This is a genomic window from Candidatus Dormiibacterota bacterium (assembly GCA_036495095.1).
Lineage (GTDB): Bacteria > Chloroflexota > Dormibacteria > Aeolococcales > Aeolococcaceae > CF-96.
The window spans coordinates 35,495-53,693 of the sequence record DASXNK010000194.1 but is presented as its reverse complement, the minus strand read 5'-3'; the positions used below and the strand labels follow the sequence as shown (position 1 = coordinate 53,693).

Genomic DNA, 18,199 nt, shown 5'->3' with positions numbered 1-18,199 from the left:
GTCGCCGTGAGCGGCGCGCGGGGACGGGTGGGTCGCGAGATCGTCGCCGCGCTCGAGGCCGATCCCGGTTTCGAGTGCGCGGCGGCGGTCGACGTCGGCGACGACCTCGCCGCCGCCCTCGCCGGAGCTGGGGCGCAGGTGCTGGTCGACTTCTCCGTCCCCACCGCGGCGCTCGGCAACGCGCTCACCGCGGTGGACCACGGGGTGCGTCCGGTGGTCGGCACCACCGGGCTCGGCGACGCCGCCGTCGAGGAGCTGCGCGACCGCTGCGCCGCCGCCGGCCTCGGCGGCTGCGTGATCCCCAACTTCGCCCTCGGCGCCGCGCTGATGATGTGGCTCGCCGAGGTCTGCGCCGGCCACTTCGAGAGTTGCGAGATCATCGAGAGCCACCATCCCGGCAAGCTCGACGCGCCCAGCGGCACCGCCCTGCGCACCGCCGAGCGACTGCTCGCCGCCCGCGGGGGGCGTCCCTTCGAGCACACCGAGCCCCGCACCGAGACGCTGCCGGGCACCCGCGGGGGCAGCCTCGGCGGCGCCGGCGTCCACAGCCTGCGGCTCCAGGGGCCGATCGCCGACCAGTCGGTGATCTTCGGCGCCCCCGGCCAGACCCTGACCCTCGAGCACCGCACCACCTCGCGCGCCGCCTTCGCCCCGGGGGTGCTCGCCGCCGCCCGGGCGGTCACCGCGACCGAGCGTTTCTCCACCAGCCTCGAGGAGGTGCTCGGCCTGCCCCCCGCGGCCACGGTCACCCGGGCCATGGCATCATCGGAGACCTGATGAGCCGGAACGGAGATCGCGGAGCGCCCCGGGTTGGGCTGGTCGGCGCCACCGGCGCCGCCGGGAGCACGGTGCTGCGCATCCTGGAGGAGCGGGGCTTCCCGCTCGCCGAGCTGCGCTGCATGGCCAGCGCCCGCAGTGCCGGGACCACGGTGCGCTTCGGCGGCCGCGACCTCGAGGTCGTCGAGGTGAGCGACGAGGCCATCGAGGGCCTGGACGTCGTCTTCTTCGCCGCCGGCTCGGGGACGGCGCGCCGCTACGCCCCGGTGGTCGCCCGCAACGGCGGCGTCGCCATCGACAAGTCGAGCGCCTACCGGATGGACCCGGACGTCCCGCTGGTGGTGCCCGAGGTCAACGCCGTCGAGCTCGACGGCCACCACGGCATCGTCGCCAACCCCAACTGCGTCGCCATCCCGCTGACGGTGGCGCTGGCGCCGCTGCACCGGGCCTTCGGGCTGCTGCGCATCACCGTGGCCACCTACCAGGCGGCCAGCGGTGGCGGCCGCGCCCTCGCCGGCGAGCTGCACGAGCAGGCGCGGGCCGACGCCGCCGGCGAGGCCCCCTCCCACGCCGTGTACCCCCACGTACTCCACGGCAACGTGGTCCCCGGCGGCTGGACGATGCATGGGGACGACACCGACGAGGAGCTGAAGGTGATCGCCGAGACCCGCCGGGTGCTCGGCCTCGCCGAGCTGCCGGTGAGCGTCACCACCGTGCGGGTCCCCGTCGCCACCGGCCACAGCGCCGCGGTCTGGGCGGAGTTCGCCGAGCCGGTGCGCCCCGACGCCGCCCGCGAGCTGCTCGCCGGCGCCGCCGGGGTGCGGGTCGTCGACGACCCCGCCCAGCAGCGCTATCCCACCCCACGGGACGCCGCCGGCCAGGACGACGTGCTCGTCGGCCGGATCCGCGCCGACATCGGCCGGCCGGGTGCGCTCGCCCTCTTCCTCAGCGTCGACAACCTGCGCAAGGGCGCCGCCACCAACGCGGTCCAGGTCGGCGAGCTGCTCGCCTCCCGCGGGGCGTAAGGCACTCCTCAGATCAGCCCGGCCGGCAGCGGCCCGGCACGTGCTGCACGGTCGCCATCCGGTCGCTGCGGCACACCACCCAGATCAGGCAGGCGCAGCGCTGGCAGGTCGCCCACCAGTCCTGCTCGCCCCCCGGATAGACGGTGCCCGGCGCCCACTGCCCGATCGCGTGACCCTGGTCGGAGGCCTCGCGGCCGGCGCGGATGCGCGCCTGCACGAAGGGCAGCGGCGGCGCGTCGGCCGCGGACGGGATGGTCTCGGCCGGCGGCGCGGGTCGCCAGGGCGACCGGTGGCCGGTGAGGGTGGCGTGACCGGCGGGCGCAGGGCGCGCGCCGCGGACGGTTCGCGGGTCGTTCATGTGGTTCCTCTCCCCAGAGGTGGATGGCCGGCCCTATGACGCGCGGGGGCGCCGGCTTCCTACGCGGGTTGATGTCAACCCGGGGAGAGTCGCTCCGACTGCAGCAGCCAGCCGCCCAGCAGGGTGGCGGTGGCCCCGGCGAGGGCGAGGAACCAGCCCAGCGTGGGCCGCACCCCGACGCTGACGAAGGAGGCCACGCTGGCATGGAACTCGAACCAGAAGAGCACCACCCCGACCAGCTCCAGGGCACCGGCGACCATGTAGACCTGGGGATCGCGCAGCGGCAGCGCCGGCAGCCTCACCCGGTCGGGATAGCAGCGCACCGCCCAGAGGCCGACCACGGCCAGCAGCCCGAGCATGGTCAGCAGTCCCCAGCCGTGGACCCCGTCGATGGTCCTCGCGTCGAGGCCGAAGCCGTTGCAGTCGGCGTCGCAACTGGTGGTGAGCCAGGGGAGGAAGAGCAGCGCGAAGAGCACCGCCGCGGAGCCGCCCACCAGGGCGCGCTCACCCCAGCTCGACCGGCGGATCCGGGCGCGGAGCCCGGCGACGAGCTCGGCGGAACGGGCCCGGAGCCCCTCCACCGTCGGCGTGACCATGCGTCGTCCCCCTCCTGGGCGTCACCGCCCTCTTCGTGATCAACGGCCGAGCGGGGGCTTCCCTGCGCGGCGGCGGCGCCGGCGCCCGCCGCCCGTCAGGCTGCCGCGGCGACGGGATCAGTCTCATCCTCTGCTCGTCCCCCGGTGACCGGCACGTACAATCTGGCCCCATGCAGGCGAGCCTGGGCCGGTTGCTCACCGCCATGGTGACGCCCTTCGATGCCGCCGGCGCCGTCGACCTCGACGTGGCGGCGCGCCTCGCCCGCGCGCTCGTCGCCTCCGGCAGCGACGGGGTGGTGGTGAACGGCACCACCGGGGAGTCGCCCACCCTCACCCACCCCGAGCGCCTCGGCCTGCTCGGGGCGGTGCGCCGGGCCATCCCCGACCACGCCGTGGTGATGGGGACGGGCTCGAACAGCACCGCCGCGACCGAGCTCGCCACCCTGGAGGCGAAGGACGCGGGGGCGGACGCCGCGCTGGTGGTGGCGCCGTACTACAACAAGCCGCCCCAGGAGGGGCTGGTGGCCCACTTCGAGGCGGTCGCGGACGTCGGCCTTCCGGTCATCCTCTACAACATCCCCGGGCGCACCGGCGTGAACCTCACCGTCGAGACGACGCTGACCCTCGCCCGGCATCCCCACATCTGCGGCACCAAGGAGGCGGCGGGCGACGCCGACCAGGTGGCGCAGATCGTCGCCGGCGCGCCGCCGGGCTTCCGGGTCTGGAGCGGCGACGACGGCCTCATCCTGCCCTTCATGAGTGTCGGCGCCTTCGGCGTGGTGAGCGTCGTGTCCCACGTCTGCGGGGCCGCGGTGCGCCGGATGATCGAGGCCCAGGTGGCCGGCGACACCGCCGCCGCCGCCGGGCTGCACGTGCGGCTGCTGCCGCTCTTCCACGGCCTGTTCGTGACCTCGAACCCGATCCCGGTCAAGGCGGCGCTCCAGCACCTCGGCGTCGACGTGGGCGGCGTGCGGCTGCCGCTGGTGCCCCTCGACCCGGTCCGGCGCGCCACCCTCGGCGCCCTGCTCGACGCCTGCGGCGACCTCGTCGGGCTCGCCCCCGGCCATGCCGCAGCCCCCCCTCGCGCGGTCCGCAGCGCGTGAGCCTCGGGCACATCCCCTTCGGCAGCACCGTCCCGGCCGTGCCCGGGGCCGGCGCCGCCGGCGCCGAGGCGCTGCTCGCGCTCCACCGCTCCATCGAGTCCTGCACCGCCTGCCCGCTTCACGCCACCCGCACCCGCGCGGTGCCCGGCGACGGGCCGGTGACGGCGCGGATCATGGCCGTCGGCGAGGCTCCGGGCGAGAAGGAGGACCGCACCGGCCGGCCCTTCGTCGGCGCCGCCGGCCAGCTGCTCACCCGGCTGCTCCAGTCGATCGGGCTGGACCGCCAGGACATCTACATCGGCAACGTCCTGAAGTGCCGCCCGCCGGGCAACCGCGACCCCGAGCCCGCCGAGGTGAGCTCGTGCGCGCACTTCCTCGACGACCAGGTGGCACTGATCCGCCCCGACGTCATCCTGCTGCTGGGCCGTCACGCCGTGGGACGTCTGCTCCCGGGCATGCCCGGCATCAGCCGCATCCACGGACAGCGGGTGCGCCGCGGCGACCGTCTCTACGTGCCCCTCCTCCATCCCGCGGCCGCGCTCTACAACGCCTCGCTGCTGCGCACCCTGGAGGAGGACATGCAGAAGGTGCGCGGCTACCTCGACGAGGCCCGGGCGGAGCGGGAGCGCCGGCAGCGTGAGCTGGCGGAGGAGGCCGCGCGCGCCGTCGCGGTCCGCGCCGCCGACGAGCAGCTCACCCTCTTCTGATGACCGACGTCCTGCACGCCCCACCGGCGGTGGGAGGGGGGCGGCTGTCGCTCGTGCCCCTGGGCGGCCTCGGCGAGATCGGCCGCAACCTGATGGCGATCGAGTGCAACGACGACATCGTGGTCGTGGACGGCGGGCTGATGTTCCCGGAGCAGGAGATGCTCGGCATCGACCTGGTGATCCCCGACATCTCCTGGCTGCTCGAGCGCGCCCAGCGGGTCCGCGGCATCGTGCTCACCCATGGGCACGAGGACCACATCGGCGGGCTTCCGTACATCCTGCCGCGGCTGCCGGTGCCGGTCTACGGCACCAGCCTCACCCTCGGGTTCCTGCGCTCCAAGCTGAAGGAGCACGGGCTGCTCGACTCCACCGAGACCCAGGTGGTGCGCGCCGGCGACACCGTCGAGCTGGGCGGCATCGCGGTGGAGTGGATCCACACCACCCACAGCATCCCCGACGCCTGCGCGCTGGCGATCCGCACCGCGCTCGGCACCATCGTGCACAGTGGCGACTTCAAGCTCGACCACACCCCGATCAACGGCGAGCCGCCCGACCTCGCCCGGCTCGCCAGGATCGGCGACGAGGGCGTGCTGCTGCTGCTCAGCGACAGCACCAACGCCGAGTCCGAGGGCACAACGCCGAGCGAGCGCCAGGTGGGGGAGGGGCTGTCGCCGATCTTCGCGACCTCGCCCGGGCGCATCCTGATGGCCACCTTCGCCTCCAACATCTCGCGGCTGCAGCAGGCCTTCGACTGCGCCGAGGAGCACAACCGCCGCTCGCTCGTGGTGGGACGGTCGATGCTCAACAACGTCGCGACCGCGCAGGAGCTGGGGTTCCTCAAGGTGGCGCCGGGGTCGCTGCTCTGGCCCCGCCAGCTCGACGGGCTGAGTGCCGACCGGGTGCTGATCGTCTGCACCGGCGCCCAGGGCGAGCCGCTGTCGGCGCTCACCCGGATCGCCGCCGGCGAGCACCCGATCGTCCAGCTGCAGCGCGGCGACACCGTCATCATCAGCGCCAACCCCATCCCCGGCAACGAGGAGCTGGTGCATCGCACCATCAACAACCTCTACCGGCAGGGCAGCCGCGTCTTCCACTCGTCACGTCACCGGGTGCACGCCTCGGGCCACGCCAGCCGCGAGGAGCTCAAGCTGCTGATGACCCTGGTGCGGCCGCGCTACTTCGTGCCGGTGCACGGCGAGTACCGCCACCTCGCGATCCACTCCGAGCTCGCCCGGGCGGTGGGCATCCCCGCCGAGCGGGTGCTGCCGATCGACAACGGCACCATCATCGAGATCGACGCCGCGGGAATCCGCCGCACCACCCTGCGCGCCCCCGCGGGCTACGTGTACGTCGACGGTCTGGAGATCGAGGAGGCCGGCGACGTGGTGCTGCGCGACCGCCGCGCCCTCGCCCAGGACGGCGTGCTCATCGTGGTGCTCACCGTCGAGCGCTCCACCGGGATGGTGGTGGGCGGCCCCGACCTGGTGTCACGCGGCTTCGTCGACGAGTCCTCGACCGAGTCGCTCTTCGACGAGGCGCGCGCCCACATCCTCCAGCTGGTGTCGAAGCTGCGCCCCGACTCCGAGTGGTCGGTGTGGCAGTCGGCGATCCACGAGGGACTGGCCCGCTTCCTCTACCGCCGCACCCGTCGCCGGCCGATGATCCTCCCGGTGATCACCGAGGTCTAGGCGCGCGCCGTCCCTCCGCGGCCCGGGGGCGTCCGGCGCCGTTGCCGGCGCCGCGGCCGCGGCCGTAGCCGCGCAGCGGGACGGGACGCCGGGGTGCCGGGCGGCCGTTGGGCTCACCGGGGGGCGGCGTCTCCAGCAGCCGCAGCTCACCCTCGCCGAGCAGCGCGTCACCGTCCGCCCAGCGCAGCGCGGGGCCGCCGAGGCGTCGCAGCTTGCTCCACTGCTCCATGTCGTCGTCGGAGAGGAAGGTGACCGCGGTGCCCTCGGCGCCGTTGCGGGCGGTGCGCCCGGCCCGGTGGGTCAGCCACTGCGGGCTGTCGGGCAGCTCGTAGTTCACCACCAGCGAGACGTGGTCGATGTCGAGCCCGCGCGCGGCCACGTTGGTGGCCACGAGCACGTCGGTGCTGCGGGCGCGGAAGCCGGCGATGGCGCGGTCCCTGGCGTTCTGGGAGAGGTTGCCCTGGAGCTCGTCGGCGCGGTGGCCGAGCCGGTGCAGATCGGAGGCCAGCCGCTTGGCGCCGTGCTTGGTGCGGTGGAAGACGAGCGCGGAGCCGTCGAACTGGCGCAGCAGCGCGGAGAGGGTGGCGACCCGCTGGTCGCGGCGCACCCGCAGCAGCCCCTGCTCGAGCAGGGGCACCTGCTCGGTCGACACCGCGAGGCGCACCGGGTCGACCAGGTGGCGGTCGATCATGGTGCGCACCCAGGCGGGCATCGTCGCCGAGGCGAGGACGGTCTGGCGGAGGATGCGGCCGGGCTGGTTCTGCGGGGTCATCGCCATGATCCGCTCGACGTCGGGGGCGAAGCCCTGGTCGAGCATCTCGTCGGCCTCGTCGAGCACCAGGTACTCGATCCGGTCGAGCCGGGCGGCGCCGCGGGCGGCGAGGTCGAGCAGCCGCCCCGGGCAGCCGACGATGACGTCGGGCGAGTTGCGGAGCAGCGAGAGCTGCCCGCCGTAGCCGACGCCTCCGACGACGAGCGCGACCCGCAGCGCCGGGTCGACGGTGCGGAGCACCGAGGCCACCTGGCTGGCGAGCTCACGGGTGGGGACGACGACGAGGGCGCGGGCGCCGCCGGAGCGGTGACCGGACAGCCGCTCGACCATGGGGACGAGGAACGCGAGCGTCTTCCCCGAGCCGGTGGGAGCCTCGACGACGACGTCGCGGCGGGCCAGCAGCGGGGGGATGGCGTCGCGTTGCACCGGCAGCGGCTCGTTGATCGCACCGCGGCTCAGGGCGTCGGCGGTGCGCGAGCGCACGCCGAGATCGGCAAAGGTGGCCATGGGATCCTTTCTGGGGCTCCGTGGAGCCCGGGCTCCCCCTCGGGATGCGTGATGCCGCTGACTTGAGGACACCGCCGCGGAAGGAGGGCGGGGAGAGGGATCTCACCAAGTTGGCAGGCCCCATCAGTGGGGGCCGTGGTCCACAGTAGCACGAGGACTGCTACCATCGGCGGCGCATCCGTTCGACGGAACTCGCAGCCCGTCGCCGCTCAGCTCCACGTCCCACTCAGAGAGGCTGCCATCCCGATGGCCCGCACCAAGGGTGCCGGTCCGGCATCGGCCCGCTCCCGGGTCCGCCGCCCCGCCCGATCGCGATCCCGTACGGCGGCGCCGCGCGCCCGCCGGCCGCGCACCCCGCGCACGGTGTCGACCCCGCGGACGCCGCTGCTCACCCCCGACCAGCGGCGCGAGCTCTGCGGCGTCGGCGGCATCGGCGCCGGGGTGGTGCTCGCCGCGGTCCTCGCCCTCCCCGGCGGCGGCTCGGTGGCGGCGCCGATCCACGATGCTCTCTTCACCTGGCTCGGCGTCGGCGCGTGGCTGGTGGCGGCGGCGCCCCTGGTCGCGGGCGTCCGCATGATCGGCGTGCGGGGCTGGAGCGGCGGCATCCAGGGCGCCGCCGGCAGCCTCCTCACCGCGGTGGCGCTGCTCGGCTTCCTCGGGCTGGTCGATCCCGGGACCGCGGGGCGGGTGGGGCAGCGCCTCGGCCCCGGGCTCGGCAACCGCCTCGGCGGCGCCGCCGCGGGCACCGCCTGGCTGGTCTTCGCCTCCCTGGGCCTGGTGCTCGCCGTGGAGCTCCGGGTCGGCCGGGTGGCGGCGGCGCTCCGCGCCTGGTGGGCCGAGGTGCGGCTGGCGGACGCGGAGGCTCCGGTGCAGGCGCCTGCCGCGCCGCCCCCGCTTCCGGGGCCGCCCGAGCCCGCCGCCACCGGCCGCCGCCGCCGGGGGGCCTCCGCCGAGGCGGTCTCGCTCCCCCTGTTCATCCCCGACGGGGCCGACCTCGGGTCCCCGCCCGCCGAGGAGCCGGCTCCCGACGAGGCCCCGTCGCCAATCATCCCCTTCGCCCGCGAGTTCGAGGGGCTGCCGATGGAGCCGGTGCCCGAGCCCGAGCCCGCCGTCCTCGGCACCGCCGAGGTGCCGCTGCACGCGGTCGAGCTGGCCACCGACGAGCCCGAGCCGGAGCGGATCTGGACGGTGCCGTCGATGGAGCTGCTCGACACCGTGACCGGCAAGCGCGAGCGGCTGGAGGCGGAGATCCGCACCACCCGCGGAACCATCGAGTCCACCCTGCTCGCCTTCGGGATCGAGGCCCGGGTGCGGGGCGTCAACAGCGGACCGACGGTCACCCAGTACGAGCTCCAGCCCGCCGTCGGCGTGCCGGTGCGGAAGATCGTCAGCCACCAGACCGATCTGTCCCTGGCGCTGGCGGCGCCGATCCGCATCCAGGCCCCGATCCCCGGCAAGGCGGCGATCGGCATCGAGGTGCCGAACAAGGCGGCCCAGCTGGTCACCCTCAAGGACGTCGTCAACTCCGGCGCCTTCGGTGACGTCCGGAGCCGGCTGGGGGTGGCGCTGGGCGCCGACGTCAGCGGCCACCCGGTGGTCGGCGACCTGGCCCGGATGCCCCACCTGCTGATCGCCGGCGCCACCGGCAGCGGCAAGTCGGTCTGCATCAACGCGGTGCTCGCCGGGTTCCTCCTCCAGGCCACCCCGGCGCAGCTGAAGCTGATCCTGATCGACCCCAAGCGGGTCGAGCTCAGCGGGTTCGCGGACATCCCCCACCTGCTGGTCCCGGTGGTGGTCGAGCCCGACGCCGCCGTCGCCTCGCTGCGCTGGGCGGTGCGGGAGATGGAGGAGCGCTACAAGCTCTTCGCCTCCCACGGGGCCCGCAACATCGCCGCGTTCAACGAGCGCGTGCCCCAGCTGGGGCTGAACCCCCTGCCCAACATCGTGGTGGTCATCGACGAGCTCGCCGACCTGATGATGGTCGCCGCCGGCGAGATCGAGGACCTGATCTGCCGCATCGCCCAGCTCGCCCGCGCCGTCGGCATCCACCTGATCGTCGCCACCCAGCGCCCCTCGGCGGACATCATCACCGGCCTGATCAAGGCCAACATCCCCAGCCGCATCGCCTTCGCGGTCTCCAGCGGCGTCGACTCCCGGGTCATTCTCGACGAGATGGGCGCCGAGAAGCTGCTCGGCCGCGGCGACATGCTCTACCTGCCCATCGACCAGGGCAAGGCGCGCCGCCTCCAGGGCGCCTACGTCAGCGACCGCGAGCTCGACCGCCTGATCGACAGCTGGAAGGCGCAGGGGCGCCCCGACTACCAGGAGGAGATCTTCCAGGTCGAGGCCACGGTGTCCTGGGCGAGGGACGCCACCAAGCGCGACCCGCTCTTCGCCAAGGCGGCCCACACCGTCGCCGCCGAGGGCCGCGCCGCCGCCTCCCTGCTCCAGCGCAAGCTCAACGTCGGCTACACCCGCGCCGCCCGTCTCGTCGACCAGCTCGCCGAGGCCCGGGTGGTGGGCCCCTACGAGGGCAGCAAGTCGCGCGAGGTGCTGATGGACGTCATCCAGGTCGACGAGTTCCTCGCCGAGCAGGGCGAGGAATGACCGGGGACCGCAGGGTTCCGCGGCCGCCGGACGACTGAAGGAGGGCAACAGGGAGTCGGTCCGCATCGTTCGGGCCACCCACGGGAGGGGGACAGGGACATGGCAAGCAGCGAGACGCGCCCGCGTGGCCGGTCGCGCCGGCGCGCCGCGCAGATGGCGGCGGCGGTGATCGGCCCGGTGCTGGGAGGGCTCGGGCTCACCGCCTGCACCCCGCCCACCGGCTGCACCACCAACCCGAGCGGGTCGCCGGTGATCGTGGGTCCCGGGCAGACCGTCTGCCTGATCAACGTCACCGTGCCGGGCGCGGTGATCGTCCGGCCCGGGGGCACCCTGTTCATGGACGGGGCGACGGTGAAGGGCGGTGTCAGCGGCGACGGCGCCACCTCGGTGACGATGTGCGGGAGCACGGTCAAGGGCGCGGTGACGATGCGGGGCGCGACCGGCTTCCTCCTCCTCGGCGGACCCGATCTCGCTCAGCTCCTGCAGCAGGAGGACACTCCCTGCCGCCCGAACACCCTGCTGGGTGGGGTGACCCTCGCGGGCAACCACTCCTCCGTCGTTCTGGACGGCAACCAGATCTCCGGTGGGGTGGCGGTGGCCAGCAACACCGGGAACCCGCTCCTCATCGGGGGGAACACCATCCGTGGCTCGCTGGCGTGCAGCGGCAATGCGAGCCCACCCTTCACGTTCGGCCCCCCGAACACCGTGTCCGGCGCCGAGACCGGGCAGTGCGCGGGTCTCTGACCCCGTGAGCGGGCGGGAGGGCCGGCCCGGGGCCGGCCCTCCCCGTCCCGGGCGGCAGGAGCGGCACGGCAGCGCCTAGGATGGCGCCCGCATGGACGACGACGACCTCCGACGCGCCGCCATGCGGGCGGTGGACCCGGAGCGCCGGCTCCCGGGCGAGGACCGGGACCTCCGGTCCACCGACCCCCGGGACGCCGCCCACTGGACGGCGGTGTACGCGGAGCTCCTCGAGTTCAAGCGCGCGCTGATCAGCGAGCTGGCCAGCAGGCTCGGGAAGGGCGCCGACGCCGCCCGCGCCGAGCTCGACAACGACCTGGTCATCCTCGTCGCCGAGGAGAGCCGGCTCGACGGCCGCCACCGTTTCTGGTCCGACCGGCTCCGCGAGCTGGCTGGGGACAGTGGGGACAAGTCGGGGATAACCTGACACTTCGGATATCAGTGACGGGTTTCGCGGCGGGCCGGTTTCTCCGGGGGGGAGGCCACACTCCCCTTCGAACCCCCACCGCTGCGTTACCTCTAGTTATGATGCAGTGGATATATCGTATTGTGAAAATGAAGCACGGGGGTGAGGCTTGGCACGGGGCGAGGTCGTGGCGGCGCCGGTCGCCGCGTTCGAGGCGCTGCGCGCCGGGGCGGCGCGGTGCACGGCCTGCTCGCTCCACCAGCACGCCACCCGGACGGTGTTCGGGGAGGGGCCGGTGCCCGCCCCGCTCATGCTGGTCGGCGAGCAGCCCGGCGATCGCGAGGACCGGGAGGGCCGTCCCTTCGTCGGTCCCGCCGGGCAGATCCTCGACCGGGCGCTCGCCGAGGCGGGCATCGACCGGGGCGCCGCCTACGTGACCAACGCGGTGAAGCACTTCAGGTGGGTGCGGCGAGGGTCACGGCGGATCCACCAGACCCCGCTGGTCAGCGAGATCAACGCCTGCCATCGGTGGCTCGACGCCGAGCTGGAGGCGGTGAACCCCCGCATCGTCGTCGCCATGGGAGCCACCGCGGTGCGGGCGCTGCTCGGGCCGGGGGTGCGGCTGACCCGCCAGCGCGGCGAGTGCCTCGACCTGGAGGGGGGCCGGGAGGCGTACGTCACCGTGCACCCCTCGTCGGTCCTGCGGGTCGACGACCCCGGCCAGCGCCACCTCGAGATGGCCCGCCTGGTCGACGACCTCAGCCTGGTGGCGCGGCGGCTCCGGGCCGGCTGACCTCGGCCTCGGCCTCGATCTCCACCCGCCATCGGGGGTCGAGGAGGCCGGCAACCACCACCATCGTCGCCGCCGGCCGGGCCTCGCCGAAGGCGTCGAGATGGGCGCGGCCGACCGCCTCGGCGTCCTCGGGGTCGACGATGTACATCCGGGTGCGGACCACGTCGGCGGGTGCCGCCCCGAGCTCCCGCAGCGCTTCGGCGATGATCGCCAGGCACCGCCGCGCCTGGGCCCCGGCGCCCTCGGCGCAGCCGCCGTCCGGCTCGATCGGCGCCGTCCCGGACACCACCACCCGGCCGTCGACGGCCACCGCGCGGCGGAAGCCGAAGGCCTCCTCGAAGGGCGATCCGGAGCGAGCTCCGGGGCGTGGGGGACCGGTGGACATGGCTGGCTCAGTATCCTCTGCTACGCCATGGCAACAGACCACAGCTTCGACGTCGTCAGCGACTACGACCAGCAGGAGCTGGTGAACGCGCTCGACCAGGCGCGGCGGGAGATCACGACCCGCTACGACTTCAAGAACGTGACCGCCGAGATCACCCAGGAGAAGGACGAGCTGGTCTTCCTGAGCGACTCGGACATGCATCTGAAGGCGATGCTCGACGTGCTCCAGAGCAAGCTGCACCGCCGTGGGATCGATCTCAAGATCCTCGACCCCCAGAAGCCCGAGGACGCCGCCAGGGGGAACCTCCGCCAGGTGGTCAAGCTCAAAAAGGGCATCTCGGACGATCTCGGCCGGGATCTCAACAAGAGGATCCGCGCCGCGCATCCCAAGGTGCAGGTGCGCATCGAGGGCGACAAGCTGCGGGTCTCGTCGAAGGAGAAGGACACGCTGCAGGGTGTGATCAAGGACCTCCGCGAGCTCGAGCTCGACGTCCCCCTGCAGTTCACCAACTACCGCTGACGATGGCCGGCACGCCGCCGACCTACCACCTGCGGGTCCTCGGCTGCCCGAAGAACCAGGTGGACGGCGGCTACCTCGAGGGCCTGATGGAGGGTCGGGGGTACGAGCCCGCGGCCTCCCCCGAGCAGGCCGACGTCGCCATCGTGCACACCTGCGGATTCATCGAGGCCGCCGCCCAGGAGTCGGTCGACACCCTGCTCGAGCTCGGCGAGGTGAAGCGGCGCAACCCCGGGATGCGGCTGGTGGCGAGCGGCTGCCTCGCCCAGCGTCACGGCGCCGACCTTGCGGAATCGATGCCCGAGCTCGACCTGGTGATCGGCACCCGCGACTGGCCTGCGCTCCCCGACGAGCTCGCCGGCCCCCGGATCGGACGCCCGGTGGTGCGGGTGGAGGAGCTGCGCCCGGTGGACTACTCGCAGCTGCCCTTCCGTCCCACCGCGCCGGCGACCACGTACCTCAAGCTCAGCGACGGCTGCAACTTCCGCTGCGCCTTCTGCACGATCCCGTCGTTCACCGGCAACCTGCGCAGCAAGCCGGTGGAGGTGATCGCCGCCGAGGCCGCCGCCGCCCTCGACCGCGGGGTCGAGGAGCTGGTGCTGGTCGCCCAGGACCTCACCGGCTACGGGAAGGACCTCCCCGAGCGCAGCTCGCTCTCCGAGCTGCTGCGCCGGCTGGCGGCCCTGGAGCCGGCGCCGACCTGGATCCGGATGATGTACGCCACCCTCGAGGGGGTCTCCGAGGAGCTGATCGAGACGATCGCGACCACCCCCTGCGTGGCCCGCTACCTCGACATGCCGCTCCAGCACGTCCACCCCGACGTGCTCCGGCGGATGAAGCGGCCGTACAGCGCCGACCGGGCGATGCACGTCCTCGCCCGGCTCCGGGCCGCGATGCCCGACCTGGCGCTGCGCAGCACCTTCGTGGTCGGCTTCCCCGGGGAGACCGAGGCTGAGTTCCAGTTCCTCCTCGACTTCCTCGGCGAGGCCGAGCTCGACTGGGTCACCGCCTTCGCCTACTCGGAGGAGGACGGCACCGTCGCCGCCCGGATGACCGGCCAGGTGGCGCCCGAGCTCCGGGAGGAGCGGCGCCGCGCCGTGTACGCCGCCCAGGCTCCGGCCTCGCGGGCGCGCAACCGGCGGGTGGTCGGCCGCGACCTGCTCGTCCTCGGCGAGGCGGTGGCCCCGGGGCGGGGCGGCCGTCCCCCGGTGCTGCTGGGACGGTCCGAGCGCGAGGCGCCCGAGGTCGACGGCCGGGTGGTGGTGCGCGGCCTCGACGACCCCGCCGCCCTCCTCGACCGCTTCCTGACCGTGCGGATCACCGCCGCGGGCACCTACCAGGTGGCCGGCGTCCCCGCGACGGTCGAGGGTTGATCCGCTCGCGGCTCAACCTGCCCACCCAGCTGACCCTGCTGCGCCTGGCGCTGATCCCCGTGGTCGGCTACTCGATCTCGGCGTCGTTCCCGTACCACGACCAGGTCGGCGCCGCCGTCTACGCCACCGCGGCCGCCACCGACACCCTCGACGGCGAGATCGCCCGCCGCCGGCGGCTGGTGACCGAGCTGGGCAAGTTCCTCGACCCGCTCGCCGACAAGCTGCTGGTGATCACCGTGCTGGTGATCATGGTCAGCGCGTCGGTGATCCCGGCGTGGGTGGCGCTGGTGGTGGTCTCCCGCGAGTTCCTGATCACCGGCCTGCGGCTGCTCGCCGCCTCCCAGGGCGTGGTGATCGGCTCGACCCCGTGGGGGAAGTCGAAGACCCTGACCCAGAACCTCATGCTCGAGCTGCTGATCCTGCAGCGTCCGTTCCCGGTGCTCCACGGGGTCGCGATCGCCTCGGTCGCCCTGGCGGTCACCGCCACCGTCCTCAGCGGGCTCGACTACCTCTGGCGGTACCGGCGCTTCGTCGTCTGAGGTCCGGGTGGGAGCCGCCGGGCGGGCCGTATCATCGGGGCGATGGCGGACGAGGGTCGGGGGGCGGCGATCTCGGTGCTGATCGGCGCCGGGGCCGGGGCGATCGGGGTCGGCGTCGGCGCGGCCGCCCGGGGGCTGGTCCGGCGCCGCGCCCGCCGCGATCCCTCGGCGGAGCCGCTGCTGGCCGAGCTCTACCCGGAGTCGGCGGCGTCCGCGGCGGCGCTGCTCGCCGCCGGCCTCACCGTGGCCACCGCCGAGTCGTGCACCGGCGGCCTGCTCGGGGCGGTGATCACCGCCCTGCCGGGCTCGTCGCGCTACATGCTCGGCGGGGTGGTCGCGTACGCCGACGAGGTGAAGATCGACCTCCTCCTGGTGCCCGCCGAGCTCATCGAGGCCCACGGGGCGGTGAGCGAGGCGGTGGCGCTGGCGATGGCGGCCGGGGCGCGCCGCCGGCTCCACGCCGACATCGGCCTCGGGATCACCGGCGTCGCCGGCCCCGGCGCCGCCGGCTCGGAGAAGCCGCCGGGGCTCATCTGGGTGGCGGTCGCCGGCCCCGACGGCCGGCGCCGGGCGGTGCGCCTGGAGGGCGACCACGGGCGGGAGGCCAACCGTGGCGTGGCGGTGCGGGCGGCGCTGGGTCTCTGCACCGAGGCCGCCCGGCGGGCGGCCCGGGGACGGGGTCGGGTCGCCGGGGGGTGATCCCTGCAGCCCCCCTGCGGGTCCGGCTACCATACATATGTTCGGTCCGACCACCCCCGGAGTTGAAGCATTGACAAACACACTGGAAAGTGGGACACTCCGGAGCACCGCAGGCAGCGGGCGGCGTGGCGCCGCCCCCAAGGAGACCGAGCCGGTGTCCACCGAGCGAGAACGCGCGCTGAGCACAGCGCTGGGCCAGATCGAGCGCTCCTACGGAAAGGGCGCGATCATGCGGCTGGGGGCAGCCGACGCGCAGCGCAACGTCGACGCCATCCCCACCGGGGCGCTGACCCTCGACATCGCCCTCGGCGTCGGCGGCGTGCCCCGCGGCCGGGTGGTCGAGATCTACGGGCCGGAGTCGTCGGGCAAGACCACGCTCACCCTCCACATCATCGCCGAGGCCCAGAAGCGGGGGGGCGTGGCCGCCTTCATCGACGCCGAGCACGCCCTCGACCCCCAGTACGCCGCGCGCATCGGGGTGCGCACCGAGGAGCTGCTCATCTCCCAGCCCGACACCGGGGAGCAGGCCCTGGAGATCGTCGAGGTGCTGGTGCGCAGCGGTGCGGTCGACGTGATCGTCATCGACTCCGTCGCCGCGCTGGTCCCCAAGGCGGAGATCGACGGCGAGATGGGCGACACTCACGTCGGCCTCCAGGCCCGGCTGATGTCCCAGGCGATGCGCAAGCTCACCGCTGCCATCAGCCGCTCCAACGCCAGCGTGATCTTCATCAACCAGCTGCGCGAGAAGGTCGGGGTGATGTTCGGGAACCCCGAGGTCACCACCGGCGGCCGGGCGCTGAAGTTCTACGCCTCGGTGCGCATGGACATCCGCAAGATCGACTCCATCAAGCAGGGCCTCGACGTGGTCGGCAGCCGGGTCAAGGTCAAGGTGGTGAAGAACAAGGTGGCCCCGCCCTTCCGCGCGGCCGAGTTCGACATCCTCTACGACGAGGGCATCTCCTACGCGGGCAGCGTCCTCGACGTCGCCCTGGAGAGCCGCATCGTCGAGAAGAGCGGCGCCTGGTTCAGCTACGGCGACATGCGCCTCGGCCAGGGGCGCGAGAACGTCCGCGACTTCCTGCGCCAGAACCCCGACCTGCTCGGCGAGATCGCCCAGCGGGTCCGGGCCAGCCTGCTCCCCGCCCCGGCCCCCGCCGCCGACGTCCCGGCGACGCCGGCGACGCCGTCCGCAAACGGGTCCGCGGCAGCGCCGGCCACCGGGGGGTAGAGCTTCAGGGCTCCGGCACCACCTCGCGCCCCCGCTCGTAGCGCACCACCGCGCTCAGCGAGACCAGGGCGACGGTGGCGCAGAGCACGCCGAGCAGCACCAGGCCGTCGAGGAGCAGCCACTTCGCCAGGAGGCCGCCGAGCAGTGATCCGAGTGCGCCGCCACCTGCGAGGGTGATGGTGTAGAAGGCCATCAGCGCCGCACGGTCGGCGGCCAGGCTCTCCGAGCAGTCGGCGAGGTAGGCCACCGCGGCGGGTCCGAACCCTCCGATGGTCATCACCCCGACGGCGGCGATCGGGAGCAGCGCCGGGGCCCAGGCCAGCGGCAGGTGATTCATCAGCAGGGTGCCGATGCCGATCAGGTAGACCCCGGGGATGGCTCGGCGCATCGTGGCCGGGCCGCCGATCCGGCGCAGCACCGGTGTCCAGATGAGGATGCCGAGGATGAGCAGCACCACCCAGCCGAGCAGGATCGCGGAGATCACCCGGTTGTCGAAGCCGTGGACCAGCGTCTGGGAGGGGTCGCGCGACTGCCGGAGCAGCGAGGCGAGGTTGAAGTACCAGCCGCCCACCAGGGTGTTCACCGCCAGCCAGGCGGGGATGAAGACCCGGATCGGACCCGGCCCGGTGATCGCCCGCATGATCACCCCCACCGGGCTGGTCTGCAGCGGCGGGATCCAGGGGACGAAGCGCAGCGAGACCAGCGCGGCGGCGAGGTAGAAGGCGGCGAGGACGAGGAAGCATCCCCTGCCGAGCAGGTGATAGAAGAGCGGGCCCACCAGGAAGCCGCCGGCGTAGCCCACCAGCGTGGCGCCCTCGAAGGCGCCGCTCGCCCGCGCCCTGACCGCCCGGTCGGAGGAGGTCGCGGCGGCGATGGTGCCGAGCGCGGTGGGCACGAAGGCGGCGGCGCCCACCCCCTCGAAGAGCCGGGCGATGCCGATCTGCGCGGGGTGCACGGCGCCGGCGAGCAGGAGCACGGCGAGCATCCCCAGGAGCGGGCCGCCGATGAGGAAGCGGCGGCGGCCGAACCGGTCCGCGAGGCGGGCGAGGCCGAAGGCCAGCAGCATCTCCGGCACCGCCTGAGCGGCGCCCACCAGGCCCACGGTGATGTGGCTGGCACGGCCCCCGCCGAGGTCGACGAGGTCGAGCTGCACCGCCTGGCCGGCCCCGGCGGCGCCCACCCGGAGCAGGGCGCAGCCGGCGAGCAGGGCGCCCAGCTCGATGCCGCTGCGGGCGGTCAGCGCCGCCACGCGACCGGGCTCCGCACCGGGGCGCGGCGGCGGAGACGCCCCGGGCCGCGCCGGCGGCGACCCCGCGGCGCCGTCCTGTCGCAGGGTGCTGGGCACCCGGCAAGGGTACAACCCCGCCGCTCACCGCCCG

At 74.0% G+C, this 18,199-nt stretch carries 19 protein-coding genes; 14 read left to right on the top strand and 5 right to left on the bottom strand.

Features of this window, described 5'->3' with window-relative positions:
• The first annotated feature begins 6 nt into the window (after window positions 1-6).
• Window positions 7-777, top strand: coding sequence for a 4-hydroxy-tetrahydrodipicolinate reductase (dapB, locus tag VGL20_19400; GenBank protein ID HEY2705854.1), 771 nt, complete (start codon window positions 7-9; stop codon window positions 775-777).
• Window positions 777-1,802, top strand: a complete 1,026-nt coding sequence (locus tag VGL20_19395) for an aspartate-semialdehyde dehydrogenase (protein ID HEY2705853.1) — start codon at window positions 777-779, stop codon at window positions 1,800-1,802. The genes dapB and VGL20_19395 overlap by 1 nt, the downstream gene beginning before the upstream one ends.
• A gap of 13 nt (window positions 1,803-1,815) precedes the next feature.
• On the opposite strand, the gene VGL20_19390 is transcribed toward VGL20_19395, so the two are convergent.
• A complete protein-coding gene (locus tag VGL20_19390) occupies window positions 1,816-2,160 on the bottom strand; it encodes a hypothetical protein (GenBank protein ID HEY2705852.1) in 345 nt (114 codons plus the stop codon).
• A 74-nt stretch (window positions 2,161-2,234) separates the two neighbouring features.
• The gene (locus VGL20_19385) at window positions 2,235-2,756 is read right to left on the bottom strand and encodes a hypothetical protein (protein HEY2705851.1); all 522 of its coding nucleotides are present in this window, start codon (window positions 2,754-2,756) and stop codon (window positions 2,235-2,237) included.
• A 170-nt stretch (window positions 2,757-2,926) separates the two neighbouring features.
• Here VGL20_19385 and dapA point away from each other — a divergent pair, with 170 nt between their 5' ends.
• From dapA to VGL20_19370, 3 genes are read left to right on the top strand one after another with little or no spacing between them, the layout of a single operon-like run.
• Window positions 2,927-3,859: a 4-hydroxy-tetrahydrodipicolinate synthase gene (gene dapA, locus VGL20_19380; protein HEY2705850.1), complete on the top strand. Its 933-nt coding sequence runs from the start codon at window positions 2,927-2,929 to the stop codon at window positions 3,857-3,859.
• Window positions 3,856-4,566: a uracil-DNA glycosylase gene (locus VGL20_19375; GenBank protein ID HEY2705849.1), complete on the top strand. Its 711-nt coding sequence runs from the start codon at window positions 3,856-3,858 to the stop codon at window positions 4,564-4,566. Before dapA ends, VGL20_19375 begins: the two co-directional genes overlap by 4 nt.
• Window positions 4,566-6,254 carry a ribonuclease J gene (locus VGL20_19370; GenBank protein ID HEY2705848.1) on the top strand — a complete coding sequence of 563 codons (1,689 nt, stop codon included), beginning with the start codon at window positions 4,566-4,568 and terminating at the stop codon, window positions 6,252-6,254. Before VGL20_19375 ends, VGL20_19370 begins: the two co-directional genes overlap by 1 nt.
• On the opposite strand, the gene VGL20_19365 is transcribed toward VGL20_19370, so the two are convergent.
• On the bottom strand, window positions 6,241-7,533 hold the full coding sequence (locus VGL20_19365; GenBank protein HEY2705847.1) for a DEAD/DEAH box helicase: 1,293 nt from the start codon (window positions 7,531-7,533) through the stop codon (window positions 6,241-6,243). The two genes, VGL20_19370 and VGL20_19365, sit on opposite strands and share 14 nt — an antisense overlap.
• 363 nt (window positions 7,534-7,896) lie before the next feature.
• Here VGL20_19365 and VGL20_19360 point away from each other — a divergent pair, with 363 nt between their 5' ends.
• From VGL20_19360 to VGL20_19345, 4 genes are all read left to right on the top strand, one after another.
• The gene (locus VGL20_19360) at window positions 7,897-10,140 is read left to right on the top strand and encodes a DNA translocase FtsK (GenBank protein HEY2705846.1); all 2,244 of its coding nucleotides are present in this window, start codon (window positions 7,897-7,899) and stop codon (window positions 10,138-10,140) included.
• Window positions 10,141-10,239: 99 nt separating this feature from the next.
• On the top strand, window positions 10,240-10,884 hold the full coding sequence (locus tag VGL20_19355; protein ID HEY2705845.1) for a hypothetical protein: 645 nt from the start codon (window positions 10,240-10,242) through the stop codon (window positions 10,882-10,884).
• Between the two features lie 91 nt (window positions 10,885-10,975).
• On the top strand, window positions 10,976-11,308 hold the full coding sequence (locus VGL20_19350; GenBank protein ID HEY2705844.1) for a hypothetical protein: 333 nt from the start codon (window positions 10,976-10,978) through the stop codon (window positions 11,306-11,308).
• A 148-nt stretch (window positions 11,309-11,456) separates the two neighbouring features.
• Entirely contained in the window at window positions 11,457-12,080 is a 624-nt protein-coding gene (locus VGL20_19345; GenBank protein ID HEY2705843.1) for a UdgX family uracil-DNA binding protein, read from the top strand.
• On the opposite strand, the gene VGL20_19340 is transcribed toward VGL20_19345, so the two are convergent.
• Window positions 12,046-12,465 (bottom strand): RidA family protein, encoded by a 420-nt coding sequence (locus VGL20_19340; protein HEY2705842.1) that lies wholly within the window; start codon window positions 12,463-12,465, stop codon window positions 12,046-12,048. The genes VGL20_19345 and VGL20_19340 overlap by 35 nt on opposite strands.
• A gap of 27 nt (window positions 12,466-12,492) precedes the next feature.
• On the opposite strand from VGL20_19340, the gene VGL20_19335 reads away from it, so the two are divergent.
• The 5 genes from VGL20_19335 to recA all read left to right on the top strand — a co-directional run bounded on the left by VGL20_19335 (window position 12,493) and on the right by recA (window position 16,820).
• Entirely contained in the window at window positions 12,493-12,984 is a 492-nt protein-coding gene (locus VGL20_19335) for a YajQ family cyclic di-GMP-binding protein (GenBank protein HEY2705841.1), read from the top strand.
• 2 nt (window positions 12,985-12,986) lie between these two features.
• Window positions 12,987-14,354, top strand: a complete 1,368-nt coding sequence (gene rimO / locus VGL20_19330; protein ID HEY2705840.1) for a 30S ribosomal protein S12 methylthiotransferase RimO — start codon at window positions 12,987-12,989, stop codon at window positions 14,352-14,354.
• Window positions 14,351-14,893 (top strand): CDP-diacylglycerol--glycerol-3-phosphate 3-phosphatidyltransferase, encoded by a 543-nt coding sequence (gene pgsA / locus VGL20_19325; GenBank protein ID HEY2705839.1) that lies wholly within the window; start codon window positions 14,351-14,353, stop codon window positions 14,891-14,893. Before rimO ends, pgsA begins: the two co-directional genes overlap by 4 nt.
• Window positions 14,894-14,935: 42 nt before the next feature.
• Window positions 14,936-15,592: a CinA family protein gene (locus VGL20_19320; protein ID HEY2705838.1), complete on the top strand. Its 657-nt coding sequence runs from the start codon at window positions 14,936-14,938 to the stop codon at window positions 15,590-15,592.
• Between the two features lie 154 nt (window positions 15,593-15,746).
• Entirely contained in the window at window positions 15,747-16,820 is a 1,074-nt protein-coding gene (recA, locus tag VGL20_19315) for a recombinase RecA (GenBank protein ID HEY2705837.1), read from the top strand.
• 4 nt (window positions 16,821-16,824) lie between these two features.
• Here the strand turns inward: recA and VGL20_19310 are convergent, their stop codons facing one another.
• Window positions 16,825-18,165 carry an MFS transporter gene (locus VGL20_19310; protein HEY2705836.1) on the bottom strand — a complete coding sequence of 447 codons (1,341 nt, stop codon included), beginning with the start codon at window positions 18,163-18,165 and terminating at the stop codon, window positions 16,825-16,827.
• Window positions 18,166-18,199: the final 34 nt, after the last annotated feature.

Coding starts and splice junctions, on each gene's coding strand:
- VGL20_19395 (HEY2705853.1), top strand. CDS start 777: ATGAGCCGGAACGGAGATCGCGGAGCGCCCCGGGTTGGGCTGGTCGGC.
- VGL20_19390 (HEY2705852.1), bottom strand. CDS start 2,160: ATGAACGACCCGCGAACCGTCCGCGGCGCGCGCCCTGCGCCCGCCGGT.
- VGL20_19385 (HEY2705851.1), bottom strand. CDS start 2,756: ATGGTCACGCCGACGGTGGAGGGGCTCCGGGCCCGTTCCGCCGAGCTC.
- dapA (HEY2705850.1), top strand. CDS start 2,927: ATGCAGGCGAGCCTGGGCCGGTTGCTCACCGCCATGGTGACGCCCTTC.
- VGL20_19370 (HEY2705848.1), top strand. CDS start 4,566: ATGACCGACGTCCTGCACGCCCCACCGGCGGTGGGAGGGGGGCGGCTG.
- VGL20_19365 (HEY2705847.1), bottom strand. CDS start 7,533: ATGGCCACCTTTGCCGATCTCGGCGTGCGCTCGCGCACCGCCGACGCC.
- VGL20_19355 (HEY2705845.1), top strand. CDS start 10,240: ATGGCAAGCAGCGAGACGCGCCCGCGTGGCCGGTCGCGCCGGCGCGCC.
- VGL20_19350 (HEY2705844.1), top strand. CDS start 10,976: ATGGACGACGACGACCTCCGACGCGCCGCCATGCGGGCGGTGGACCCG.
- VGL20_19340 (HEY2705842.1), bottom strand. CDS start 12,465: ATGTCCACCGGTCCCCCACGCCCCGGAGCTCGCTCCGGATCGCCCTTC.
- VGL20_19335 (HEY2705841.1), top strand. CDS start 12,493: ATGGCAACAGACCACAGCTTCGACGTCGTCAGCGACTACGACCAGCAG.
- rimO (HEY2705840.1), top strand. CDS start 12,987: ATGGCCGGCACGCCGCCGACCTACCACCTGCGGGTCCTCGGCTGCCCG.
- VGL20_19320 (HEY2705838.1), top strand. CDS start 14,936: ATGGCGGACGAGGGTCGGGGGGCGGCGATCTCGGTGCTGATCGGCGCC.